The organism is Acidovorax sp. Root568 (assembly GCF_001427445.1).
In the GTDB taxonomy this organism is placed as follows: domain Bacteria; phylum Pseudomonadota; class Gammaproteobacteria; order Burkholderiales; family Burkholderiaceae_C; genus Acidovorax; species Acidovorax delafieldii.
In genome coordinates, this window is the sequence record NZ_LMGP01000004.1 from 138,873 (window position 1) to 162,640 (window position 23,768).

Consider the following 23,768-nt stretch of genomic DNA (forward strand, 5'->3'; position numbering starts at 1 on the left):
GGCTCCATATTGGTGATCGTTTTTACAGCGTGCGTCGGAACTCGAAATGACCGCCGGATTCACGACTGGTGAAATAGTTGCCGCTGAGGCGATCATAGGTGGCGACATCGACGACCAAAGACGCGGCTCCCTGGTAAACCATGTTCTGCCCGGGCGATTGATACTTTTCCCTCACCTCGTAGATGTAGTGGAGCAAGGGCCGCGCGGATTCCGGATCTTTCTTGACTGAAAGCGCTATGGTGCGCGACTCAGATCGTGGGGCATCCATCTCAATAGAAAGCGTGAAAAAATTCTGTTTGATCGACACGGTACCCAGTGCAAGACCAGTTTTTCCATCCTTTACCCAGTCAATGGATGCAGCCCAGGTTCCGTTGAGATCGGGATAGAGCCATTGATTGAGACGGGGCACTTTTTCCCATATCCAGCGCCAACCAACGTAGACGAAGAACAGTAGTCCGAGATCGATCACTACCGCACCGCTAAACACGCGAAGGAAGCTGACCTCAATACCTAGCCGTTCCATTCCAAGCGCCACAAGAAAAGCCAGCAGCGCATACAGTCCAGCTAGCATCGAAATCACTTTTGTCATCGGAAGAAGGCTAAACATCACGCCACCTTTCCGTGCTCAAAAACTATCGGGCCATATTGCTTCGACACAACTCCCGTGCAAATCACGCCCTCAAGGCAAGACCCGAAGGCAGCTGCAAGGTAGCGCCCACCGAACCTCAGTCCGTTCGCAGGAGTCTCCACTTGCGCGGAAATCGCGGGTGAAAAATAGACTGACACCTGGATGAGCGCAAGAGCTGTGTCAACGACGTGAAATCCATCGTGAAAAGGGCTCCCCTCCCGCGAGATATTCATCAAGACTTCAAATGTGGTTTTGTCATGGATGCCCCTTGGCTGTTCACTTCGCATAGGGAGGATTGGTATCGTAGACACGCCATCCCACACAATGACCCCCAGTCCAGAGAACGTTGTGTCAACCTGGGTATGAATCCTATGGAGGAGCGCCTTGAGCTTAGTTTTAGGCTCCATGGACTCTGGGGGCTTAGAAATCATGTGATTGGGTGGGCACGAGTTGCGTGGCGTATTGTCCGCCAGTATCTCCCGCATGCTCGTAGCGAACGCCAGTAGGCTTACGCCACATCTCGTGGTAGATCTGATGTTGGCCGGAGCACAGGAACCATTTTTATACCCAGCAACTTTAACCGGCACCATACCCTGGTCTGGTCAAGTAGACACGGAACGCATGGTCACCTTGCAGTGTACTTTGTGGTCAAGTGCATCTAGCTTCCGCAGCAATATACCTCTGCCGTCACATGCCTCCTGTATGGCCACTAAGACAATTGCTTTTAAAACGGTTGGTCCTGTGGGTAATCGTCAATTTAGTCACTTTTGCTGCATCACTTAATTGATGTCTCACTTTTTAGGTTCAGCCGACGAGTGAATTACGCCCTGTCGTCATAATTTATGTGTTTGATGGTGCTGTAAATGCCGTCGTGGCCCCCTCGAAGTTCTAGGCGCTGAGGAGGTCGGGTTCGTCGGGGGCGGAATATCAGCATCGGCGGCAAGCCGCCTCCGCAGAGCAGTTGAAGGATTTTAGTCAGATGATTATTCGCGATATTTGACTAGAAGATGTCGCTTGTATTAATTCAGAGGTTTTAAGTCGACTCGGTTGAGGCGGTGTAATCGGGCTATCTGCTCTGGGTCTGTGTTAAAAGATTCACGAATTGCTTGACGACTTAATCCGCTTGAAAGCAAATCGATTGCAGAGCGCGCGTGTTCCCTGTTACGGGAAGTCGTGTTGAGCCCTGCCGCTAGCAGAACTGTTGTAGGCGTCATATTTGTCTCTGCAAGAGCTAACGCTTGTGCTGCCCACAGTGCCAATCTACGATCTTTGTCGGCGTTGATTTTGCTTATCATCGTGTGCAGCCTACTGCCGGGTGGGGTTGCTCTGGTAATTGAAGAAACTCCTCTTGATGATAGTTGAGAAAGTCTTGATCTGGTGATCTTATGAGGGCGCCGTTCTATGCGAATCGCCTTCATTAATGCGAATACGAGGTCTCTTTCAATGTCATCTATTTTTGGATTTTTATGTTCTTTTTTTCTGTTGGTGGGAGTGCTCAAATTTTTGGAGGCAGGGATTTTTGCTGATGTAAGTTTGGTGATCGGTTTGAGTGGGGGGGCTGTAAAATCTGATGGGCTTAATTTTGCGGTGCTTATCAGCCAGTTCTGGTCCCTTATAATTGCTCTAAAGAGGGGGCGCGATGCACTGGCGAATATTTTTTTAAAATCTCCATTTTTTTTTAATAGTCGACCTAACTTCTTTCTATCGCTCTCAATCGGCGGCAGTGTTTTCAACTTTGGACACCATCTTTTAATCGAATCTGGATGATGGATCCTCAGGAGCCAGTAGAGTCGAGGGTGAGATCTCTGGAATTTCGTAGCCACCTCGCCTGGGTATGCTTTTGAAAAGTTCAGGAGGACTTCTTCGGCGTGCTTCAAACCGTAGACGTACTTCGGACTCCTTTGCTTGATGTGAATGCCGACAGTTCTATTTTTTGAAATTAATAGTGCGGATTCGTCGAAGGTTAGTCCAGCGGCAGTGAAGAGGGATGCAAAGTCCTCAGCTTTAAACCTCCCCAAATCCAGATTGAGTCTGAGATGGCAGTCGCTGCTCGGCGGCGCGATAACGAATTTGTGAGGAGAAATGCTGATTGGCTTACCGTAAACTTTGATAAGAGATTTGATATATCCTGTGGAGAAGTCATGCGGCGATAGTCCAAGAGCTTCGCTGGCGGCGGACTTGACTTGAGCGTGCGACCACAGTGAATTTTTAGAAAAAATTGAATCCGCACAAAATTTACTCAATCGCTTGAAGGCACTGCTTACTGGCGATTTTCTGACCGGCAATGACCGTAGATCCGCGCCGCATTCGCAGACGATGGGCATAGGTCGAAGTACCATTCTGTTAATTGGCACAACAAGCATTTTGCACTTGGGGCATGAAATTCTTAACCATTCTTCATGAACTGTGCATGTCAATGCGGGCTGCATCTGATGAATTCGATGAAGATAGGGCTCACCGTATTTTTTGAAGTCCTCATCAAGACAGGATGGACAGAAACGCACAGCGGGTTGGTGATTGCAAGGAATGAATCCAAGGGACCGAAGTCTCCCACTTCGTGTTCCATACCCCGCTGTCTCTAGGTTCAGCGGTCTCTTGTGAGCCGTGTTGAATACTCGAAAGAATTGACTTGTAGTTAACCTATCGGTGACTTCATTTCCTGGTAGCCCCATTTGATCGGTGATGAATGCTACGACTGCAGGATGAGGCGGGCTTGCCTGATAAATTGAAAGATTGGGACTGAGGTGGGCTACAGAATTTGATATTTTTCGAAAAACACTCTCACCATTGTGAACTACAAATCTTGTGAGAACCGAGCACAGAACTTCGTCTGGGTAAGGGGTGGGAACGTATGGCAGGAATACCATGAAGGGGCTTAGAGAGTTAGTTGGTGCCCAAGACCTTTAGGTGTGCTCGTTGATTCGTCGTTGAGCGTACGCGATAAGGTCCGCAGGCCATATACGAAGGCCTGCAGCACGCTGAATTTTCCATAATTTAATGTCGGACTCTCGTTGCACTAAAAAATCGATTGCGAAGTTAACCCTCCGAATTCTGAACGACTCAGGTGTCTCCGAAAAACGTGATAAGAGCGCCTTAAAGTGGGGTAGTTTGTCGCGGCGCCATTGAGAGGATTGCCCCAGCCCTGAGCAAAGCCGAGCTACTGAGATTCGCATGGGTGGTTCAGCCCTTAATAGCAAGATCATCCTAGTGAGAACTTTCGAGCAGAGCTCCTGATCTCGGGCCGGCCAATTCACCGTACCACGCGTGCTCACCGATTTGCGATATTGCGCATTGGAAGTAAGTAGCCAACTGCGATCATGTCGATAGAGCCAAGCATAGTCAGAAAAGCCCAGAGACCTTGCTTTGGAGATTCCCTCAACGCCAGGCGTTTTTAACACTCCCATCCACCGGTCACGCCGAGACGTTCGTTGTGCCATGAAAAGTGAACGTTGGCGGTGCAGTTTGGTGCCCTTCTCGTACGCTAATTCCCGATATATAGTTTGCACGGAAACCCCATTACGAAGGGCAATAGACTGCAATTCCAAACCTGACAACAAGTCGTGCCCTATCGAAGTTCGAGTTTGGGCGCCGACGAATTTACGACGCTCTTTCACTTCGATTTTTCGCTGTCTACGATACTTGACGATGGTGCCGACACTCTTGCCCGTTTGTTGAGCTATCTGACGGCAGGACAATGACGGGTTGCGTAGGAGATGTTCTATTTCAAGGCCTGGTACTTGTAGGGATTTCTTTGTCTCACCACGAGGAATCGCGTGCGCACTTCCTCGTGTCGCTTCGCGTGAAGACCGCTCTGCGTCAACTGCCAAGCTGAACTCTGCTATGGAGCCAAATAAAAAATCAATCATCAGCAGGTGGCATATCGGATGCAATGAGCGGTCAGGACGCTCAACCAGATCTTCAATCCAGCGCAAAGGACTTCTGGCGGTCTGCAGCAGTCGTGATTGATGCTGAAAGTTAGCGAAGTCGGCAAAGTAGTGCCTCACCTCAGTTGCAACTAATTGGTAGTCGAGGCTTCGACGGCTCGACTGAAAGCCTTTTGCCGACAGGCGGTTTCGATATACGTTGGAGCGATCGGCATTGTTTATCGGCGGTAGTGCTGCCAGCAGGAGATCCGCTGATAGTTGCGCAAATCGGAATTGAAAACCACATTCAGGGGTTATGCATTCCTCGCCGCTAGGAAGGCCTGGATACATTAGGGGTTGGCCAAATAGGCCTTCCTTTGGGACACTTTGTTGTTGCAACTGCAGAGAATGGCGGACGCAGCAGTTCACTCCGGGTAGATGGTGCTGCCGATGCCAGTAGTGGCAGCCGTTCATCTCAATATCTTCGGCTACACATGCGGGGCAAAAGCGGTGTGGCGTGTTGATTCCGAACCGGTTTGCAACGAGACCAAGCCGCAGTTTCAAGTCAAGGGAGTTACTTGAGCGCGAGTCCTCCATTAGTTGTGCATAGCGCTCGTGATCCAAGAACGGCCTGTGATACGGTAGCAGCGTACTGGCTTCCATAAGAGCGGCGAAAGAGTCGTGTGGCAGCGCCCCCGCGTATCGCTCGTTCATGGCATCGAAGTGAGTGGGAAGGGTAAGGCTGGGTGTAACCGTCCTGCCACCAAAAATTTTCCTCACTGCGTCTCGGCCCGTTCCCCACGCATTCAAGATTGCTAACCTGCACAGCCATGAATACAGCAGTTCGTCATGGAGCAGCTCAGGCGTGTAGCAGATAGTTGTTGAAGCGAGGCGAGCGCGGTGCACGTTTGCTAACTCCAGTCAATCAGCAAGTAGTCTCAGCGGGCCAGCGGATCCTCTAAGGGGAGGTCAACCGGCCGAGGCGAGGCCCTTTTTTTGTTCTTTGTCGCAGCGGGACTGGGGGGCACGCTCTCTTCGTGTACATCGTCAAACTCATCGTTTTTTACCCCTTTGGGTCGAGCAGGCTCCTCTGCCCCAAGCAGGGCGCGCATAGCTTTGTACCTAGGACTGAACAGCAGATCGTCAAACATTCGAAGCTTTGCAGGGTTCTTGCTGAGCAAGGCTGCAATTGCCGGTCCAAGAAATGCCATGTCAGTCGCCGCGGTTCGCTGAAACGCAGTAGCGTCGATAATTTCGCGCCCGCCAATCTCATTGTGCTGAGATAGTGTGAACGCGAGCGCCGCGAAGGCCGTATTTCCCGCTGAGGCCGTGTACCAAGCATCAAGGATTTCTTTCGTCAGCTTTGTCTTTGTCTTGACAAACGTATAGTCCCAATACGTATCGCAGAATTCTTCCCACTGAGGGCTATTCCTTGCCATCGGCTCAATTACCAAGCTCCCGAAGGAAGCGAGTTTGCGGGTGTTTCGTACCGCTCCTTCTACGACAGCTTGGACCGCTGGTGTTGCAAGCGCCAACAAGCTAATGCCGAGCCGCTCAATGATTTCACTGAATAGGTTTAGTACAAGCTCCGCATTTTGGGCGCGCGCGCTGCGCAAATTCTGAACTTCATCAACGACAATAAAGCCCAAGGAGACAGCTGTTGCGACTTTGTTCATCAAGTCGACCATGGGCGCAATATTGCGTAGCGCTGCCGCCTTCCGCGAATAGTCGGTTCCTAGCAGTCGGTCGATCTCGTTGAAGAATTGCAGGCACAACGACTTGAGTGTTGCGTCGTGAGGCACTCTGAGAAGAACGTATACGACCTGATGGCATTTCAGATCAGCTCCGTGATAATTCGAGTGGCAAATAACCTGCTTGTATCTCAGCAAAGCTGCAGCTGCGAAAGTAGTCTTGCCTTGCCCGCTAACAGACATCATGAAGTAGCCTTTAGCCGAAGGTTTCCAGTCAGCGGGCATTGGTAGACCATTGGTTCCGGTGGTGGCAATGGCGTGCCTCCTCTGCCGGTCCATCGTAGTCAAAGGGTGGCGCGCTACATAAGTGTCGCGGGCCATCTTGGCCAGGGTGAAGCCAGCCTTTTGATATTCAGGGAAAGGGTAGACGATGTCGTTGATGGTGGACAGCTCCATCAGTCGAACGACCTCGCTACTCCTGCGAAGCGTTGCCGACGGCTTCGCTGGGTAGTGCGCGAGGTTAGTCAGAAAGTCACTTTTGCTTTGCTCCAGAGGCGGCATTGCCTCAATGAACGGATTGCCTGCAAATCGAGAAACTCCTGTATCGTGATACACCGCAGGGAATATCTCAACATCCTTCATCGCTTGCTCCTGTTTAGCTTCACTAGTTCTACCAATCGAGCCTTCTCCTCTCGCTCCACTTCACTCCAGCTTTTCCCAACGGACGCACTGGCCGTGTGCTCTTCGAACTCTGTGTGTGTTTGGGCATGCAACTTGTTTTTGAGTTTTGCGGTTTCTTGATACCTAGCTCGTTGCATATCAACATTAGGTAAACGTTCGGCGGGGGCGCTCTTATGCCGGTTGTTGACAGGCTTGGCCGCCTTTGCGGCAACCCGTACGCGTCGACTTTCATGGTCGGAGCGGGCCCAAAGGCGTGCATTGACAGCCGCGAAGGCCTCCTCCTCGTCAATTGAAATTCCTTCGCTGTCCCTTGCGTCACCAGCGCCCATCACGAAACACGGCCATTCGCCGTGTCTGCTCGCTATCATGATTACCGCTGGCTGCGTCTTGTCGAGTCGGATGTCCAGAGAAGGCCTGTTTCTGGGCGATCGCCTGATGTAGTCGATTGCGGCCTCGTTAGAGGGATGATATGCACGAGTCTTGTAGCGAAGAACACCTCCTGAAATACTCGCTTTATCTGAACTGAGTAACAGTCGGTAATAGTCTTCTTCCGTGTACGGTGCAGACCGAAGTCCCGTTATGTTTTCGAGTCCCCAAACATACGCATTTTTCGGCGTAGGTTCGATGCCGTGTTGTGTAAGGATTTTTCGACGCTTGAGGGCTTGATGGGGACGGTTGTTGTAGTCCTTCACAATTTCGATTAACGCTCGGTACGCATCCGCAAGTGTGTGCACTGCAGCAGCTTCAGCCTTACGTGCGGCCCTTCTTGATTGAGGATCTAAGGGACGGTCTGCGTAAACACCTTTCATCCCCGATGCCGCCATGCGCTGCTTGATAGTGCGGATTAGCCTCTCTACTATTGCTTTGCCGTCTGGGCATAGAGGGGGGAGTGGCGTCAGGTCGATGCGCAGATCATCGACCACGCTTTGCAACATAGATCCACTCATGAAGTCGGATCCACGATCAGGACAGATAACGGCTGGAATGCAGCCTATAGGCCATTGATTGTCAGAAACTTCTATGCCCAATCTCGAGAAGCGTTTTTCGCGAGAGGTAAATGCAATTAAGAGCGTATTGCGAACTTCCTCGTACGAAGGCGCGCGCAAAGAGATGTACGCTGAGACGACAAATCTACTCCACCGGTCAATTAGGAAGTAAATGGTTGGTTTGCCTACCACTACAGGATTTTTTTCGCTGGAGACTAGGTAGAGTCGCCCTCCGGTAGAATCGATCTCATATATTTCACCTGGACCTGCCGAAACTAGCGAGTTGGTGTTGGCAGGGTCACGACGAAGCCTGCGCTCATTTCGTGCTAAGTCTTCCGTAAGCTGCAACTCACCATTTATGTAGTAGCAAAACTGGCGATAGGTTACTGGCTCTGATATCTGTTTTTTTATGTACTGGCGATAAGTATCAGGGTGGCTCTTCTGGAAAAAAGTGCTTAAGTAGGTTTCGTGCGCAGTGGTCTTATTTGTTGGCCCCTTTCTGAGCAATTGCTTATAGCATCTGAGCATGTCGTCGACATCATCCGGAGTGACAACAAAATTATTAGGACCTAGTTCATCGCTCAGAATAGTTTTCCGGCCGCGGCGATTATTGGCCTTATCCGGAATTTCGCCATTTGCATGGTCTTTTTCACCTGACTCTTCACGACCCCTCGTGGTGCGCTTGGGGCCGCGAGGCAGTGCAACCAGTGCTATTTTTGTGCTGCCGAAGTAGTAGTAACGAAGGATGAGACGGTGCAGCGTCTTTTCCGCAACGTCTATGCTTAAAGCTCTCTCTCGAATTAAGGCGGTAAAGTGATGTCTCGATAGGTTCGTCCTATTTTCAAATGCTTGTATTACAGGCGCGATCTGGACCCATGCTGATTGAATTTTTCCTGCCTGAGAACTACCGCTTTCGGCTGGCACGGAGAGCTGTTGTGGAAGTACTATGCGACCCCATTTCGATGTAGGTGAGGTGAGCGCGCTAAGTTGATTCCAAGAATAGAAAATCGGTCGTTTGGCATACCTGGCTTCTTCGGGTGTGCCCACCCACATCGCATATACCCCATCCTCAAAAATATGAGTTAGGCGAAGATACCGACCTGGTCGTTCGGAGTCATGCAGTGCCAAGCCTACATGAAGGGTTGGCTGATTGGGTAGCGCACGAAAATCAGTCATCGCTTCTTCTGATTCAAAAACAGTGGTCGATTGAGCGCCAACGGATGACCAAGCGAGATATCTATTTGACCTGACCAAGCACAGTACCGAAACATGTCCAGCACCTGCGAATTGGGGAGTCGAAGAGTCTTGGTGAGCCTTGCCACTAACTCACTGAGCAACTCGTTGCTTTTGTAGAAGCTCTCGAAAGCAAGTAAGAAGCGTGGATCAAGTTGTGTTTCCGGATTGAAACGATGGCGAAACCACCCACGCATGAAGCGCAGGATTTCAAGTAGTGTCTTATTGAAGCGCGACGTATCTACCAACGTCCAAGGTATGCCTCGTTCTTGACACCATCTGTGCTCCACCTCTAAACGCAATCTCTTTGACGGATCGGCCGCATCTTCAGAAGTCTTAACGCTCGCTGCACGGTAGCTCTTTCCGTCCGCCGTCAGTTCCGTGATCAGAAAGTCGATCGTGAAGGGCTCCGGCAACCCTCTCTTATATATGTGTCGAACCTCAAGTTCCGTACAGAGCTCTAGAGTCCTATCCAAATCCAAGATAGGCCATTGCTCTCGAATGTCCACCACACTCTCACGACGTTCCATAAGGTACAGATAGGTGGCCTCCAGATCGGAAAGACCTTGATGCGGGCGACCCGTAACGATGCCATGCCCACCCAACGAAGTGCCGCGTGAAGGAACGTCGCGTATGTAAAGCCAAGGCAGGTACTCGGCGCCCTGGAGCAGGCCTCGTCCCCTCTTGACGCGTGCTCTTAAATGGCTGGGGTAGAGGAGGGGGTCTGGTTTCCAATGCACGCGTCCATTCTGAGGGAATCACCAAAAAAGTCCATAAAAATTGTTTAAAAAGTCCAAAACATTAGTCGAATAAGGTTTTTAATCCGGGTAATTAAAGTCGTAAACTCGCAAATAAAGTCGTAAACAGACCTCTAGCATTCATGCGGGTTTGCGGGGCGGCCATCTGTAACTGTAAAGTCGTAAACTCGAATTCAACGGGTAAAGAAGACCAATACATGCGAATGTCGCCTTGGTCTGGATTGGACTTGTTGCTATACAAAAAAGAGCGCTCAAGGTGAGCGCTCTTTTTCTTTGGTTTTCCCAGAAGTTCTTGCGGTCCGAGCAGCCCCAAAATGCTCCGATGACTGCAAGAGGCTGGTTGCGGACGCTCGCTTCGTCGGCGCGGATGGGTACTATCGGCCACTACCGGTCAGTCGTTGACGCTGTCCAATTCAGCCAAAACCAAACATTCGGAACTACTGTTGGGCTGGAAAATTCGGTTCTCCCCTCAATCGAATAGTCAAACCCTGATTGGCGCGTTCGGCATGTCGTATGGCGTGATTGGCATATATTTGGCGCCGCTGAACTCCTAGACTTCTTACATCCCGAGAACTTCTCTCGGTCTATCAAAAGGAGTCTGAAATGTCCAATCAAGTAGCCCTGATTACTGGCGGTGCCACTGGCATCGGCAAGGCCGTTGCCCTCAAGCTTGTCGCCAAAGGCGTCACTGTCGTCATGAGCGGTCGTCGTGCGGAAGTCGGGCAAGCCGCCGTCGCCGAGGTTTCCGCCGCGGCCCGCAACGGTGCACAAGTTCGCTTCGTGCAAAACGACGTGGCCGATGAAGCTGCGGTCAAGACGATGATTGACAGCATCGTGGCTGAGTTCGGTCGCCTGGACATGGCAGTCAATAACGCAGGCGTGTCCAACGAGACTGGCACTCTTGTGCAGTCGAGCAGCGACAACTACCGTGAGATGGTCGAGACCAACATCATGGGCGTGTACTTCAGCATGAAACACGAACTCGTTCAGATGGTCAAACAAGGTGGCGGCGCTATCGTCAACTTGGCGTCCATCGCCGGCCTGAATGGCATCGCCTGGAGTGCTCCGTACGCTTCGACCAAGCACGCAGTGGTGGGCCTGACCAAGTCGTCTGCTCTGGACCACGCGACCCAAGGCATCCGCATCAACGGTGTGGCTCCTGGCGCCATCAAGACCGACATCATCGCCGTCCAGCTCGGCGGAGGTGACCCCAACTACAACGAAACAAGCATCTCGGCGATGCACCCCATGAATCGCCTGGGCCGCCCCGAAGAAGTCGCCAACGCCATCTGCTGGCTGCTGTCGGAAGAAGCCAGCTTCGTCACCGGTCACATTCTCAACGTCGACGGTGGCTTCCAAGCAAAGTGAAGAACATGAGCAGCACCGCTCCAGACAAATTAAAGGTCCCATCCACTTTGTGGGAGGGCCTCAAGCGGGCCTCGGTCGACCGCGCAGAGGTCATTCGATGCGCAAGCTTGCCTCTGAGTGTGCTGAAGGACGATGCGCCGATTACTACAGCGCAATTCTTCGCCTTGTGGCGTGCCATCGAAAAAGTTAGCCAAGACCCGGGCATCGGCCTTCGTATCGCAACGGGATTGGACGGGGCTGTGATGCCTCTCCCTTTCGTAGCAGCCCAGCACGCTCGAACTTTCCGGGACGCTTTGAATCGGGTCGCTCGTTTTAAGCGACTGTGCGCACCTGAGGAAGTATCGGTCCAAGATTTTGCCGACCACAGCGCGCTTAGCATCATTTGGCCACATGGTGGTTCAGATACAGTTCCTCGCGCTTTAGTCGACGCGACCATGGTGTCGTTCGTGGAGTTGGGACGCAGAGGAACAGGCGAGCGCCTGATACCAATGTCGCTAGAGCTTGCACGACCGCCTGTAGCAACATTGGCACTTGAGAAATACTTCGGGTGCGACATCAAGTTCGATGCGACCGTCGACCGCATCGCGTTGAGTCGAGAAGACCTAGACAAGCTGTTTGCCACCTACAACAAGGACCTGCTCGATGTTCTCGCTCCGGAATTGGACAGACGTCTTGAACATCATGACGCGTCCGAGTCCGTGACCGAGCAGACAAAGTGGGTTTTGCGGCGTCGTTTGACTGCCGGTCGCCCGGACATTCGCTCCGTGGCCGCTGAACTTGCCATGAGCGAGCGTTCTTTGCAGCGCCGCCTGACTGATGAAGGTGTCAGCTTCCAAGCCCTGGTGACTCAGACCCGACATCAGATGGCTCTGCGGCATTTGGCCGACAACTCGCTCACACTCATCGAAGTAGCCTATTTGCTGGGCTACGAAGACCAGAATTCTTTCTTCCGCGCCTTTCGACAATGGGAGGCGCAAACCCCTTCCGATTGGCGCGCTGCACACGCTGCTGCGTGTCACGCGGGCAACTAAGTGAGTTCCTATGACCCCCACCGAAACCTATGCACCGCTGCAGGCTCTGATTCGTGAATATTTCAAAGGCGAGTACAACGAAATGATGCTCATCTTCGCGGGCTCAGCTGCGTTGACGTGCATTGCCGTTTGGCTCTGGGTTGCGACGCGCTCCGGTTTTGCCTTGGGGTTCGGCGTCACCGTCTTGGCAACTGCGATGCTGCTGTGTGGAACGGCAGCATCACTGCTTGTACGGGACAAGGGCTTGGTCGAAGAACTGAGCTTGAGTATCGGTAAACCTCAACAGAGCCAGGTGTTAGCCAAAGAGCGAGCACGCATAGAGGTTGTGGTATCAAAGTATAGGTATTACCGCTACAGCGCGGCAGTGCTAGCGGCCTTGAGTGTGTTGGGCCTGCTGCTTACAAGCCGAGGCTGGGTGCACGGCGTCGTGACTGGATTGCTTCTGCTGGTGGTCGCACAGGTCGTCATCGACCACTTTTCTGAGCAAAGGGCCACCCAGTACCTCGCAGCGCTTCCGTGAACTGCGGGGGCTTCCCAAGAGGCCTGAGGAGTCGGTGGCCGCTTCGGAAACGACTTAAGTTTCGCTTCGGGCCCTGAGCTGTCCTTCAGCTCATGCACGCAAAGCGGTAATCTGATGGGGCCTACTACATGAATTTAACCGTCAGCTTCGCATGGAACTATTTGCGTTTTTAGATCTGCTGGAGGATGGGCCGTCGCCCAGAGTGCTGGCGCGACTGTCTTTTCTTTCGGCCGAAGAAGGTGGTCGCAGTGGGCCTTGTTGGGGGGTGTACAGACCGAATCACAACTTCGGTGGCCCAGATGACCGGCAGTTCTACATCGGGCAAGTTCAGGTCCCAGAGGGCGAAGTCGTTCACCCTGGAGAGACCCAAAATTTGGAGGTTTGGTTTCTTAACGGACCTGGTCTTGCTGAACTGCTGCAGGTCGGGCGCCAGTGGCGTGTCCAAGAAGGTAAAAACCTTGTGGCCAACGCTGAAATACTTGAGGTGCTCAGTGAGGGCTAGCCCCTTCAAAGCGCAGGTTACACATCAGATTTCGGAAACACCACTGGCTGCTTGTGGCCGAGCTTTGCCTTTCAACGACGGGCAGTAGCAGGCTCACTCCGAACGCGATCGTGAGGGAGGGCGAGAAGGTGTTGAATTGCATCGGTGATAGTCCACTGCTCGAACCCGGGGGTGATGAGGGAGCCGTCGGATGCGACCTCTGAAACGTTGAACCCTTCTTCAACGTCTTCGTAGTAGATGGCTACTTGCCCAAGCTGTGCCACGATAAATACCGATTCGTTCACACCTCCACGCATGACCGATGCGGTGCGAAATGGGACGCGCAAGCGGGCAAACTGTTCGGCGTGTTCTTGCAAACACTTGGCGAGCTGATCGGCCAATAGTCCCTCCAGCTCGTCACGAGAAATTGGAGTCCAGCGGTTCATAGCTTCTTGAATGAGGGCTCACGGAGGATTCTGACGGACTGGCGAACGGCCGGTTATGGCCGATAGTACGCGTTCAACGACGCAGCGTTGATGACAGCAACCGCTGCGTAACTGGCATTCCTGATAGCAGTAGGCAGAGTCACTGCTGCACTGAAAGAGGGAAGAAGCAGACACCATGTGGTCTATCTAAATGCCTGAGCAATTGCCGTTCTCGGCCAGGCAAGCGACGGAAGACGGCTATGGCCGGTTCTACAGTACGTGAACTGAACTTGGCATCCGAAGACACTGCGCATAGGCACACCGTAAGGTTGAATCGCATTGGGGCGACAAACAAAGGTTCAAGGCCCCGCGTTGAGTACATGTGATTGAATCCGAGGCAACGCGCCGAACCGCGCGCACAGGCGTGTCTCTGCGGTGCACCGCCTGTACACCCCCGATCTCCCAATGTTCACTCGCCGTCTTGCCCTGCGCACTTTCCTGACACTTGCACTGTTGGCGGTGTTGCTGCCCCTGGTACTTGCCAGCAGCAGTTTGTTTTATCGCTCTGCTACGGGTGCCATGGAAGAGTTCGCGCTGCAATTGGCTGACGAGGTGTCAGGCAGGGTCCGCGAAAAGGTGGTCTCCTTCTTTGACGTGCCGCTGCGCGTAGTGGCTTTCAATGTCGAGCAAGTGCGCGCCGGATACCTGATGGTTCAGCAACCTGACGTATTGATGCGCCAGTTCATGCTGCAGATCGACCAGCAACCCCAACTGACCTTCATATCCATGGGCATGCCTGATGGTCAGTACTACGCCGGCAGCCGTCCCCCTTTGGGGGAGGACCGCGCTTTGCGCATGCTGCGCGCACGGATCAGTGATGGCCGGGCCATGGAGGTTTTGCGTATCGACGCCGTGAGTCGCGAGCCAACGCTGATTTCCCGCAGCGAGGTGGGCTTTGATGCACGTACCCGTCCGTGGTACCAGTCAGCGATTGCCAATGATGGGGTCGCGTGGTACGCGCCTTATCGCTACATGATCAACGATGCGCAAGGCGCATATGCCGCAATTGGTATGGGGATTTCAGCTCCGGTCCGCTTACGCGATGGCAGTTTGATCGGGGTGGTCACCGCCGATGTGGCGCTGTCCCAGCTCAACGAGTTTCTGGCCGCGCTGGCCTCCGAGTCCGGGGGCAGGGCCTTTCTGGCCGAGGCCTCGGGAGAACTGCTTGCAATGTCCTCGCACGATCCGTCTGCAGGTGTATCGGCTTTGGTGGATGGGCAGCGTGTGCGCATCGATCAAAGCCACGACCCCGTGATGCGTGCGTTGGGTCAGCACATCCTGCAGAGCGGTCAACGCGAGGGAAACCGATTCATGGATGTGGACGGCGTGCGCCACCTGGCGCGTTGGTGGACGCATGCGCTGGATCGCGGCCCTGTGCTGACGATGGCGATCATCCTGCCTGAGAGCCGCTTCAACACGCCGTTGCGGGGAGTGCTACGCAACACGATCTACACCACGCTGGCCGTCTTGCTGGCTTCAGTGCTGTTTTCGGTGTTCGTGGCCAGCCGGTTGGTGAGACCCTTGCAGGTACTCAGTGACTGGGCAGTCAGACTGACCCAGTCCGACTGGAATGCCCAGGCGCCGAAATCCAGCCCTATTCGCGAGTTACGGTCTCTGGCGGATTCCATGGGCTACATGGCAGGGCATTTGAAGGAGCATGCCGAAGATCTGGAGCAAATGGTCGCGCAACGCACCCAGGAGTTGGAGAGTGCTGTGGCCTCCATTGAGCAGACGCTGACCGACCAGCGCCATTTCATCGCCATGCTGTCCCACGAGGTACGTTCTCCACTGGCGGTGATCAACACCGCTGGGCAGTTGCTTGCGCTGCGCTCCAAGGATGTGCCTGCGCAGCTGGCGTTGGCGCAGCGCATCCTGAGGGGCTCGGCGCGATTGAGCTACTTCTTTGACAACTGCCTGACCCAGGACCGCATTGATAGCCACAACTTTGCGGTAGAGCCAGTACCCGTTGACGTGGGGGAGTTATGCCTGTGGGTAACGGAAAACGGTGGCCAGCTGTCTGCCGAGCACCCGCTGTACCTGACGGTGGAACCCGGGTTGCCATCATTGAATGGCGACCCCGTGCTGTTGCGCGTGATGCTCATGAACGTGCTTTCGAACGCATTCAAGTATTCCGAGGTGGGTGCAACGGTGTCTTTTAGCGTGCATCAGCATGAGGGCCAGTGCCGTTTTGTCATTGAGGACGAAGGCCCTGGCATTCCGCTGGAAGAGCAAACGCTGGTGTTTGAGAAGTACCGCCGCGGCCGTACGGCAGAGGGCAAACCCGGTGCCGGACTGGGGCTGGCTTTGGTAAAACGGATCGTTGACTTGCATGGTGGGGCTGTCCAGCTACAGGCCGTCCAACCCCAAGGCACTCGCTTTGTGATCGACATCCCGTTGAACGTGACACCGGTGGCCTGAATGTTGCATTCCGGACAGGTGCCGGAGGTATTCGCAACATGACCCAATCCAAGCCCAGCATTGCTATCGTAGAGGACGACTCCGATCAACTGCACAGCATCGAGGAGTTCTTGCTCGACTCGGGCTACAGCGTTTGGGGTGCGGGTAGCGCCGAGGCGTTTTACAAAGGTTTCACCGTTCAGCCGGTCGATGTGGTTCTTTTGGACCTGGGGCTTCCCGGTGAGGATGGCCTCAGCGTGGCGTCGCTACTCAAGTCCAGACCCGAGGTGGGGGTGATCATCCTCAGCGCCCGAGATTCACTTGACGATCGTCTGGCAGGAATGCGTGCTGGGGCAGATCGTTACCTGGTCAAGCCGGTCAACCTGCTGGAGTTGGCCGCCAATATTGACGCTACAGCGAGCCGACTTGCCCCCAGGACAGCCATAGACCCCGCAGGATCGCTGGTTGCTGCGGCCATACCTGTCGCAAAGGCGGCGTGCTGGGTGCTGGCCATGAAGGACTGGGTACTGTCATCGCCGCAGGGCAAGTGTCTGCAACTGACGACCCACGAGTTCATGTTCTTGCAGCAACTCCTGCGAGCGGATGGTCAGCCCGTGCCCAAGCGCGACCTCAGCACTCACCTGTTTGGTGCTCGTGCCCAAAACGGGGCTGAACGGCTCAACTTGCTTCTCACGAGGCTGCGCAAAAAGGCAGCGGAAGCGTTTTCTGAACCTCTGCCGGTCAAGACGCTGCACCAGATTGGCTACGCCTTTACAGCCTCAGCACAGCTCGTGCAGGACACTCAACGGCTGCATTGACACTCCCGTGATCATCTTGAAGCGGCGCTAAACCAGACGGGGAGCGCGCCGCGGCTTGGCCGCGCCAGCAACGAAAGCGTGCTGGGTTAACCCTGTGCTTGCATGAATCCAAATGAAAGATTTGGAAAGATCAGGAAGGTGGTTTCTTGGACACCATGGCGGTGGCAACTCTTGATCTCCCACTTCTACTCACTGGAGTCCTCCATGCAACGTCGTCATCTTCTGCAAGTCTCGGCACTGAGTGCGCTGTCCGCCTCTATCGGCCTGACCCGCAGCGCCTTTGCGCAGGCCCCTGGCGCCATTCAGTTTTGCTGTCCGGTACCGATGTCCGGTCCTTTTGCGGCCAACGGAAAGTTCGCTGACATGGGGATGCGACTGGCCATTGAGCAATATGGCAAAGCCCTCAATCGTCCGCTGGCCTACACACTCCTGGACACGGAAGGTAAGCCCGCTACAGCCGTGCGCAAGGTGCAGGAGGCAGCCCAGCAGCAAGGTGCTCGATTCTTCGCGGGCGGCATCCTTTCGGGCGAGGCCCTGGCCATGGGCAAGGAGGCCGAGAAGGCTGGCGGCCTGTTTGTGACCACGGCTGGGGCCGATGAAATCACTGGGTCGGACTGCAATGCTGCGACCTTCCGTTGGTCGGTACCCACTTTCGGCGCCGTCGAGCAGACGGTGCGCCCGCTGATCGATTCCATGCCTAAGGCCAAGCGCTGGTACACCATCACACCGCAGTACGTGTTTGGCGATGGCCTGCTGTCCGCGGCCAAGAACATCTTCAAGGAAAAGGGTATCGAGCATGTGGGTAACAGTTACCACTCGCTGACCGAGAAGGAGTTCAGCGGCTACATCACCAATGCTCTGGCCGCAAAGCCCGATGTCCTGCTGCTGCTGAACTTTGGCGCACAATGTGCCGACACGCTCCGCCAGGCCGTGAGCTTTGGTATGCACAAGAACATGACGATCCTGGTGGCCTGGGCCTCTGGTTTGGAGCAGTTCGAATCGCTGGGCGCTGACCTGTGCGACGGTATCTACTTTGGTGCCCAGTACTGGCACACGGTGGATTCCGAACTCAACCGCGATCTTGTCAAACGCACCAATGACAAGCTCAAGATGAACCCCAACTACAGCCTGGCGGGCTCCTATATCTGCACAAAGCTGCTGATCGACGGAATCATCAAGGCCGGGTCCGTGGAGCAAAAAGCCGTGATCGCCGCACTGGAGGGCCACAAATACCAGGGTCTGACCGGTGAGGAGGAGGTGCGAAAGGCGGACCACCAGGTGCTCAAGAACTACTACCTGCTTAAGGGCAAGGCCAAGTCCAAGATGAAGAACAAGGACGACTACGTGGACGTGCTCAGTTCGGGCAAGTCGTTCCTGCCCATCGACCAGACGGGCTGCAAGCGCGCCTGACCCTCGCGGCGTCCGCCGGGCTGGGCATAGCCCCATGCGCGCGCTGTGGCCGCCCCTTTTTTGAGAACCCCAGCGGCACCGACAGGATGCGGCTGGTGGTCGTTCGGCCGAGCACTTTATGAACATTTACCTTCTACAGGTCATCAATGGAATCGGCATTGGCATGCTGTATTTCCTGTTGGCGGTGGGCCTGTCCATTGTTTTTGGTTTGCTGCGATTCGTGAACTTCGCGCATGGGGCGTTCTACCTGATCGGAGCGTATTTTTGCTACCAGATGACGCGATGGGGCATGAGCTTCTGGTTGGCTCTGGTAGTTGTGCCGCTGGTGGTGGGGGCGATTGGCTGGGCCACGGAAAAGCTGGTCCTGCGGCACGTGTATGCCTCGGACCATGAGTTTCACATCCTCGTGACGGTGGGTCTGGCACTCGCAGTCCAGGAGCTGGTGATCCTGCAATGGGGCCCACTGGGTGACAGCGTGGCGGTTCCCGACGCGCTGCAGGGAGTAGTGATGTGGGGCAGTTTCATCTACCCGAAGTACCGCCTGTTCGTGATCAGCTTCACTTCGGTGCTGGCAGTGCTGCTGTGGTGGGTTCTTGAGGGCACGCGACTCGGTAGCGCTGTGCGAGCAGGCAGCGAGTCGACCGAGATGGTCTCGCTGCTCGGCATCAATGTGCTGCGTATTTTCAGCCTGGTATTTGGTTTAGGTGCAGCCACCGCTGCACTGGCCGGCGTGCTCGCATCCCCCATTCGTGGAGCAGAACCCTTCATGGGCATTGAAGCCCTGGCGGTAGCCTTTGTTGTGGTGGTAGTGGGGGGGCTGGGCAGTTTCAGTGGCGCACTACTGGGCGGATTGATGATCGGCATTGTGCAAAGCGTCATGAGCACGCTATGGCCAGAAGGGGCCCGCCTGATGATCTATGTGGCCATGGCGGCGGTGCTGCTACTGCGTCCCCACGGCCTGCTGGGCCGCAAGGAGTGAACCCCATGAAGAAATACACGCATTTCCTGTTTGCAGCAGTGGTGGTGGTGGCCATGCCGTTGCTGATGCAGTCGGGCTCCTTGGCTAGCGAGGTACTCATCTTTGCGCTGGCGGCCATGGGTTGCAATCTGCTGCTCGGCTTCACCGGCTTGCTTTCGTTCGGGCAGGGCATTTTCTTTGGTCTGGGCAGTTACACCGTTGCCTTGCTACTCACCCGCTGGCCTGTTCCCATGCCGCTTGCGTTGCTGCTCGCCACAGTCATGGGAGCGCTCGGGGCGGCCGTGGTGGGCTGGGTGGCCATTCGCCAGCGTGGCACCTACTTTGTGATGCTGACCTTGGCCTTTGCGCAGATGTTCTATTTCATTGCCTATACGGCTACCGGCTTGACGGGGGGAGACAACGGGTTGATGGATATCCCTCGTCCCAATGTGTCCATCCTGGGCTTTGACCTGTGGACGTTGGCGTCGCCCTGGCAGTTCTATGGTTTTGTTTCGCTGATTTTTCTGGTGGTGTTCTGGCTACTGCTCAAGGTGTCACGCTCGACATTCGGGCGAACTTTGCTGGCAGTGCGAGACAACGAAGAGCGTGCGGCTGCCATTGGCTACAACCTCAGGCTGCTCAAGCTGCAGGCGTTTGTGATCTCGGGTGCTGTCACCGGTCTCGCGGGGGCGCTGCATGCCATGATGACCGGCCTGGCTCCGCTGTCCAACGCGGAGTACCACACCAGTGAAATGATCCTGGTGATGACCGTTATTGGCGGGACGGGCAACCTGTTTGCCTCGCTGCTGGGATCAGCGTTCTACCTGCTGCTGGCCGACTGGCTGTCTCAACTGTGGCCGCGTTGGCTTTTGCTGCTGGGCATTGCATTGATGGCCGTGAGCCTCTGGATGCAGCGCGGGCTGTGGGGCCTGGGTGAAACGGTCTGGAATCGGCTGCAAGGTCATCGCAAGCAGTCGGCTGACACGGTGGTGACGCCATCGGCAGCTGCAGTTCCTGCGAAAGGAGAACAGGCATGAGCCCAAAGACCCCGATCTTGTTGGAAGCCATTGATGTCGAGAAGCACTATGGCAAGTTTGCAGCGCTGGGCGGTGTAAGTCTCCAGGTGCGTGCGAATACCGTGCATTCGGTGATTGGCCCCAACGGTGCTGGCAAGACCACGTTGTTCCACATGCTCACCGGCACCAAGGCAGTCAGTGGAGGCCGGATTCTTTTTGATGGGCAGGATGTCACGCATGAGCCAGACCATCGGCGGGTGCAGCGAGGCATTGCGCGTTCATTCCAGGTGACCAGTCTGTTCTTGAGCTTGCCGGTGCGTGAGAACCTGCGCCTTGGCGCACAAGGCGTACAGCCTGCACGCGCCCTGAATCCTTGGCACGAACCGGTAGGGGCGCGTGCGCAGTCGCAGGTGGTTGACGCCGTTCTGTCCAAGGTGGGACTGGAGAACCTCGCAGACACCCCCGCTGGCAATCTTTCGCATGGCCAGCAGCGCCGGCTGGAAGTGGGCATGGCCCTGGCTGCACGGCCCAAGGCCATTTTCCTGGATGAGCCCACTTCGGGCATGGGCATCGATGACCTGGACGACATGAAGCGCTTGATCAAGAGCCTGCGCGACGAACACACGGTGGTCTTGATCGAGCACAACATGAACATCGTGATGGATATCTCGGACACCGTGACGGTGATGCAGCTGGGGCGTGTGCTGGCCGAAGGCATGCCACACGACATACGCAGCGACGAAAGGGTGCGGACTGCGTACTTGGGCAACATGATCACAGGGGGCAAGGCATGATTCTCGATGTTGACAACCTGCATGCCCAGTACGGCAAAAGCCATGTGCTTCAGGGTGTGTGTTTCACGGTGGGTAACGGCGAACTGATCACCCTGCTGGGGCGCAACGGCGCAGGCAAGACCACCACACTCAAGAGCATTGCCGGGGTAGTCGCTCCCACGCAGGGCCGTGTGGCATTTGCCGGCAAACCGCTGCAGGGTCAGGCTTCGCATGTGATCGCCCGGCAGGGGGTGTGTCTGGTACCAGAGCACCGGGGCATCTTCAAGCTGCTGACCGTGGAAGAGAACCTGATGCTGGGCCTGCGAAAAAGCTCACCCTGGCAACTGGACGACGTGTACCGCATTTTCCCCAGGCTCAAGGAGCGCAAGCGCAACGGCGGTGGGCAGCTCTCCGGCGGCGAGCAGCAGATGCTAGCGATCGGCCGCGCGCTGATGAACGACCCCAAGTTGCTCATGTTGGACGAGCCCGTGGAGGGGCTGGCCCCCGTGATCGTGGAGGAAATCGTGGCCCAGCTCAAGACCATCAAGGCCGCAGGCGTTGCCATCTTGCTGGTGGAGCAGAACCTGGAGGTCTGCACGCAACTGGCCGACCGCCATTGCATCCTGGAACAAGGACGCATCGTCTACACAGCCGACAACGCAAGCTTTCTTGCCGACGAAGAGGTCAAAGACCGCTATCTGGGCGTGGGCTTGGCCTGAGCTGTGGCCCATCCCGCATTGAATCCCGAAGGGCGTTTCATGAAGTTTCTGATTGCTCGTCTTAACCACGAGACCAATACCTTTTCTCCAGTGCCCACGCCCTTGAAGGCGTTTGCGCCGGAGTACGACGCGGCAGCCTTCCATGCCAACTTCGGCATGCGAACGGCGATGGCGGCTTTCATTGATGCAGCAAAGCGGGTAGGAGCGCAGTGCGTGACGCCCGTCTCCGCCACGGCAAACCCCAGCGGACCGGTAGATGCCGACGCCTACCGCCAGTTGACGGACCGCATCGTCGCCGCAGCGGTGGGTTGCGATGCCATCCTGCTCGATTTGCATGGCGCGATGGTGGCGCAGAACACACCGGACGGGGAAGGAGACCTGCTTGCCCGGGTGAGGGCGGCTGCGCCTGGCGTTCCGTTGGGCGTAGCTCTGGACCTCCACGGCAACATCACGCAGAAGATGGTCGATAACGCCGATGTGATGGTCGGGTTCAAGACCTACCCGCATGTGGACATGTACGAGGCGGGCGAGCACGCGGCACGTCTCGTATTGCAGATGTTGCAGCAAGGCACGCGCTATGCCGTGCGCTGGCGACAGTTGCCGCTGCTCAGTCACACCCTGCGCAGCACGACCTTGGGCGGCGCTATGGCCGCCGCCGTGTCCTCGGCGCGGCAGGCCGAAGGGGAGGGTGTGCCGGCCATGACCATCTTTGCGGGCTTCTCCTTGGCCGACATCGCCGCACCATGCGTGAGCGTGGTGGCCACGGCGGAATGTACTGCCGAGGGTGAAGCGCTGTGCGCCGCTGCGCTGGACCGCGTGGCTGCCCAGATCTGGGCGGAACGTGAAGGCTACGTGTATGCCAGCGAGCCCTTGGCCGAAGCCTTCGTTCGGGCGCAGCGCATGGCCGAAGGGGTGGGCAAGCCCGTACTGCTGCTGGATCACAGCGACAACTGCATGTCCGGAGGAACCTGCGACACCATGGATGTACTGCAGGCCGCCTGGCAGCATGGCCTGACTGGTATCGCCACGGGGCCGCTGTCTGATCCGGAGGCCGTTGAGCAGCTCGTGGCGGCCGGTGTGGGCGCGCAGGTGTCGGTGCGCCTGGGCAACAAGGTGCCGCTGGCTCGGCTGGGCATTGTCAAAGAGCCCGTGCTGGTGCAGGGCACAGTGCGTGCCATCAGCGACGGCAGCTACACCGTGACGGGCCCGATATACACCGGCCAGCGCTGCTCCATGGGGCGTGCCGTCTGGCTGGATGCCGGCGGCACGCAGATCGTGGTGGTGGAGCAGCCGCACGAACCGTGGGATCTGGGCGTTTTTTCTTGTGTGGGCCTGAACCCCACGGCATATCGTTACCTGCTGCTCAAGTCGCGCATGTACTGCCGACCGGTCTTCGTGCCGCTCTCTGCTGGATTGGTGGAGTGCGATAGCCCCGGCGTGACCAGCTCGGACTACCAGCTGTTCCCGTTCGAAAACCTGCGCCAGCCCGTCTACCCGTTGGGCGACGTGCTCACATATCCCTGACTGAGCTATATCTCTGGAGCTTCTATGGACACCAAAGTCAAACCCGACATCGAAAACCTGCGCATCAACGGCGAACGCCTGTGGGCATCGTTGATGGAGCTGGCGCAGATCGGCGCCACCCCCAAGGGCGGCGTGTGCCGCCTCACCCTCACCGACCTGGACAAGCAGGGCCGCGACCTCGTCACCCGCTGGGCGCGCGAAGCGGGCATGACGGTCACCATCGACAAGATCGGCAACGGCTTCATGCGCCGCCCCGGGCGCAACAACAACCTGCCGCCCATCATGACCGGCAGCCACATCGACACCCAGCCCACCGGCGGCAAGTTCGATGGCAACTACGGCGTGCTCGCCGGCATCGAAGTGGTGCGCACGCTCAACGACCACGGCATCGAAACCGAGGCCCCCATCGAAGTGGCCTTCTGGACCAA

The 23,768-nt window shown here is 55.8% G+C and carries 19 protein-coding genes and 2 pseudogenes; 13 read left to right on the forward strand and 8 right to left on the reverse strand.

What is annotated here, in order from left to right; translation table 11 throughout:
• Positions 1-22 precede the first annotated feature (22 nt).
• The 7 genes and pseudogenes from ASD75_RS05605 to ASD75_RS23135 all read right to left on the reverse strand — a co-directional run bounded on the left by ASD75_RS05605 (position 23) and on the right by ASD75_RS23135 (position 9,612).
• Entirely contained in the window at positions 23-607 is a 585-nt protein-coding gene (locus ASD75_RS05605) for a hypothetical protein (protein ID WP_056642858.1), read from the reverse strand.
• A gap of 1,040 nt (positions 608-1,647) precedes the next feature.
• Positions 1,648-2,952 carry a hypothetical protein gene (locus ASD75_RS23120; protein WP_233250702.1) on the reverse strand — a complete coding sequence of 435 codons (1,305 nt, stop codon included), beginning with the start codon at positions 2,950-2,952 and terminating at the stop codon, positions 1,648-1,650.
• 75 nt (positions 2,953-3,027) lie between these two features.
• Positions 3,028-3,495 (reverse strand): annotated as a pseudogene (locus ASD75_RS24275) (TniQ family protein); the annotation flags it as partial.
• 36 nt (positions 3,496-3,531) lie between these two features.
• Positions 3,532-5,397 (reverse strand): TnsD family Tn7-like transposition protein, encoded by a 1,866-nt coding sequence (locus ASD75_RS23125; RefSeq protein WP_082564902.1) that lies wholly within the window; start codon positions 5,395-5,397, stop codon positions 3,532-3,534.
• A gap of 32 nt (positions 5,398-5,429) precedes the next feature.
• Positions 5,430-6,824, reverse strand: a complete 1,395-nt coding sequence (locus ASD75_RS05615; protein WP_056642864.1) for an ATP-binding protein — start codon at positions 6,822-6,824, stop codon at positions 5,430-5,432.
• Positions 6,821-9,025, reverse strand: coding sequence for a DDE-type integrase/transposase/recombinase (locus ASD75_RS23130; protein ID WP_082564903.1), 2,205 nt, complete (start codon positions 9,023-9,025; stop codon positions 6,821-6,823). Before ASD75_RS23130 ends, ASD75_RS05615 begins: the two co-directional genes overlap by 4 nt.
• Positions 9,022-9,612, reverse strand: a complete 591-nt coding sequence (locus ASD75_RS23135; RefSeq protein ID WP_082564904.1) for a TnsA endonuclease N-terminal domain-containing protein — start codon at positions 9,610-9,612, stop codon at positions 9,022-9,024. The genes ASD75_RS23130 and ASD75_RS23135 overlap by 4 nt, the downstream gene beginning before the upstream one ends.
• Before the next feature lie 831 nt (positions 9,613-10,443).
• Here ASD75_RS23135 and ASD75_RS05620 point away from each other — a divergent pair.
• From ASD75_RS05620 to ASD75_RS24025, 4 genes are all read left to right on the forward strand, one after another.
• Positions 10,444-11,208 carry a glucose 1-dehydrogenase gene (locus ASD75_RS05620; RefSeq protein WP_056061838.1) on the forward strand — a complete coding sequence of 255 codons (765 nt, stop codon included), beginning with the start codon at positions 10,444-10,446 and terminating at the stop codon, positions 11,206-11,208.
• Positions 11,209-11,213: 5 nt separating this feature from the next.
• The gene (locus tag ASD75_RS23140; RefSeq protein WP_143227254.1) at positions 11,214-12,239 is read left to right on the forward strand and encodes an AraC family transcriptional regulator; all 1,026 of its coding nucleotides are present in this window, start codon (positions 11,214-11,216) and stop codon (positions 12,237-12,239) included.
• A gap of 10 nt (positions 12,240-12,249) precedes the next feature.
• Positions 12,250-12,759 carry a hypothetical protein gene (locus ASD75_RS05630; protein WP_056061844.1) on the forward strand — a complete coding sequence of 170 codons (510 nt, stop codon included), beginning with the start codon at positions 12,250-12,252 and terminating at the stop codon, positions 12,757-12,759.
• A 151-nt stretch (positions 12,760-12,910) separates the two neighbouring features.
• Positions 12,911-13,261 (forward strand): hypothetical protein, encoded by a 351-nt coding sequence (locus tag ASD75_RS24025; RefSeq protein ID WP_156400946.1) that lies wholly within the window; start codon positions 12,911-12,913, stop codon positions 13,259-13,261.
• A gap of 71 nt (positions 13,262-13,332) precedes the next feature.
• On the opposite strand, the gene ASD75_RS05640 is transcribed toward ASD75_RS24025, so the two are convergent.
• The gene (locus ASD75_RS05640) at positions 13,333-13,686 is read right to left on the reverse strand and encodes a hypothetical protein (RefSeq protein WP_056061850.1); all 354 of its coding nucleotides are present in this window, start codon (positions 13,684-13,686) and stop codon (positions 13,333-13,335) included.
• Positions 13,687-14,130: 444 nt separating this feature from the next.
• On the opposite strand from ASD75_RS05640, the gene ASD75_RS05645 reads away from it, so the two are divergent.
• From ASD75_RS05645 to ASD75_RS05685, 9 genes and pseudogenes are all read left to right on the forward strand, one after another.
• Positions 14,131-16,143 carry an ATP-binding protein gene (locus ASD75_RS05645; protein WP_082564905.1) on the forward strand — a complete coding sequence of 671 codons (2,013 nt, stop codon included), beginning with the start codon at positions 14,131-14,133 and terminating at the stop codon, positions 16,141-16,143.
• A 38-nt stretch (positions 16,144-16,181) separates the two neighbouring features.
• Positions 16,182-16,940 carry a response regulator transcription factor gene (locus ASD75_RS05650; RefSeq protein WP_056743889.1) on the forward strand — a complete coding sequence of 253 codons (759 nt, stop codon included), beginning with the start codon at positions 16,182-16,184 and terminating at the stop codon, positions 16,938-16,940.
• 204 nt (positions 16,941-17,144) lie between these two features.
• Positions 17,145-18,350, forward strand: a complete 1,206-nt coding sequence (locus ASD75_RS05655; protein ID WP_056743890.1) for an ABC transporter substrate-binding protein — start codon at positions 17,145-17,147, stop codon at positions 18,348-18,350.
• Positions 18,351-18,468: 118 nt separating this feature from the next.
• Positions 18,469-19,329, forward strand: a complete 861-nt coding sequence (locus tag ASD75_RS05660) for a branched-chain amino acid ABC transporter permease (RefSeq protein ID WP_056743891.1) — start codon at positions 18,469-18,471, stop codon at positions 19,327-19,329.
• Positions 19,330-19,334: 5 nt separating this feature from the next.
• Positions 19,335-20,345 (forward strand): branched-chain amino acid ABC transporter permease, encoded by a 1,011-nt coding sequence (locus tag ASD75_RS05665; RefSeq protein ID WP_056743892.1) that lies wholly within the window; start codon positions 19,335-19,337, stop codon positions 20,343-20,345.
• Complete coding sequence (locus ASD75_RS05670) at positions 20,342-21,118, forward strand: ABC transporter ATP-binding protein (protein ID WP_056743894.1); 777 nt, start codon at positions 20,342-20,344, stop codon at positions 21,116-21,118. Before ASD75_RS05665 ends, ASD75_RS05670 begins: the two co-directional genes overlap by 4 nt.
• Positions 21,115-21,816 carry an ABC transporter ATP-binding protein gene (locus ASD75_RS05675; RefSeq protein WP_056743896.1) on the forward strand — a complete coding sequence of 234 codons (702 nt, stop codon included), beginning with the start codon at positions 21,115-21,117 and terminating at the stop codon, positions 21,814-21,816. The genes ASD75_RS05670 and ASD75_RS05675 overlap by 4 nt, the downstream gene beginning before the upstream one ends.
• A gap of 39 nt (positions 21,817-21,855) precedes the next feature.
• Positions 21,856-23,340 (forward strand): M81 family metallopeptidase, encoded by a 1,485-nt coding sequence (locus ASD75_RS05680; RefSeq protein WP_056743898.1) that lies wholly within the window; start codon positions 21,856-21,858, stop codon positions 23,338-23,340.
• A gap of 24 nt (positions 23,341-23,364) precedes the next feature.
• A pseudogene (locus tag ASD75_RS05685) lies at positions 23,365-23,768 on the forward strand (M20/M25/M40 family metallo-hydrolase); the annotation flags it as partial.

Bases quoted from the DNA above. Each gene is read 5' to 3' on its own strand.
- ASD75_RS05605 (WP_056642858.1), bottom strand. From the start codon at position 607: ATGTTTAGCCTTCTTCCGATGACAAAAGTGATTTCGATGCTAGCTGGA.
- ASD75_RS23120 (WP_233250702.1), bottom strand. From the start codon at position 2,952: ATGCCCATCGTCTGCGAATGCGGCGCGGATCTACGGTCATTGCCGGTC.
- ASD75_RS05615 (WP_056642864.1), bottom strand. From the start codon at position 6,824: ATGAAGGATGTTGAGATATTCCCTGCGGTGTATCACGATACAGGAGTT.
- ASD75_RS23130 (WP_082564903.1), bottom strand. From the start codon at position 9,025: ATGACTGATTTTCGTGCGCTACCCAATCAGCCAACCCTTCATGTAGGC.
- ASD75_RS23135 (WP_082564904.1), bottom strand. From the start codon at position 9,612: ATGGAACGTCGTGAGAGTGTGGTGGACATTCGAGAGCAATGGCCTATC.
- ASD75_RS05620 (WP_056061838.1), top strand. From the start codon at position 10,444: ATGTCCAATCAAGTAGCCCTGATTACTGGCGGTGCCACTGGCATCGGC.
- ASD75_RS23140 (WP_143227254.1), top strand. From the start codon at position 11,214: ATGAGCAGCACCGCTCCAGACAAATTAAAGGTCCCATCCACTTTGTGG.
- ASD75_RS05630 (WP_056061844.1), top strand. From the start codon at position 12,250: ATGACCCCCACCGAAACCTATGCACCGCTGCAGGCTCTGATTCGTGAA.
- ASD75_RS24025 (WP_156400946.1), top strand. From the start codon at position 12,911: ATGGAACTATTTGCGTTTTTAGATCTGCTGGAGGATGGGCCGTCGCCC.
- ASD75_RS05640 (WP_056061850.1), bottom strand. From the start codon at position 13,686: ATGAACCGCTGGACTCCAATTTCTCGTGACGAGCTGGAGGGACTATTG.
- ASD75_RS05645 (WP_082564905.1), top strand. From the start codon at position 14,131: ATGTTCACTCGCCGTCTTGCCCTGCGCACTTTCCTGACACTTGCACTG.
- ASD75_RS05650 (WP_056743889.1), top strand. From the start codon at position 16,182: ATGACCCAATCCAAGCCCAGCATTGCTATCGTAGAGGACGACTCCGAT.
- ASD75_RS05655 (WP_056743890.1), top strand. From the start codon at position 17,145: ATGCAACGTCGTCATCTTCTGCAAGTCTCGGCACTGAGTGCGCTGTCC.
- ASD75_RS05660 (WP_056743891.1), top strand. From the start codon at position 18,469: ATGAACATTTACCTTCTACAGGTCATCAATGGAATCGGCATTGGCATG.
- ASD75_RS05665 (WP_056743892.1), top strand. From the start codon at position 19,335: ATGAAGAAATACACGCATTTCCTGTTTGCAGCAGTGGTGGTGGTGGCC.
- ASD75_RS05670 (WP_056743894.1), top strand. From the start codon at position 20,342: ATGAGCCCAAAGACCCCGATCTTGTTGGAAGCCATTGATGTCGAGAAG.
- ASD75_RS05675 (WP_056743896.1), top strand. From the start codon at position 21,115: ATGATTCTCGATGTTGACAACCTGCATGCCCAGTACGGCAAAAGCCAT.
- ASD75_RS05680 (WP_056743898.1), top strand. From the start codon at position 21,856: ATGAAGTTTCTGATTGCTCGTCTTAACCACGAGACCAATACCTTTTCT.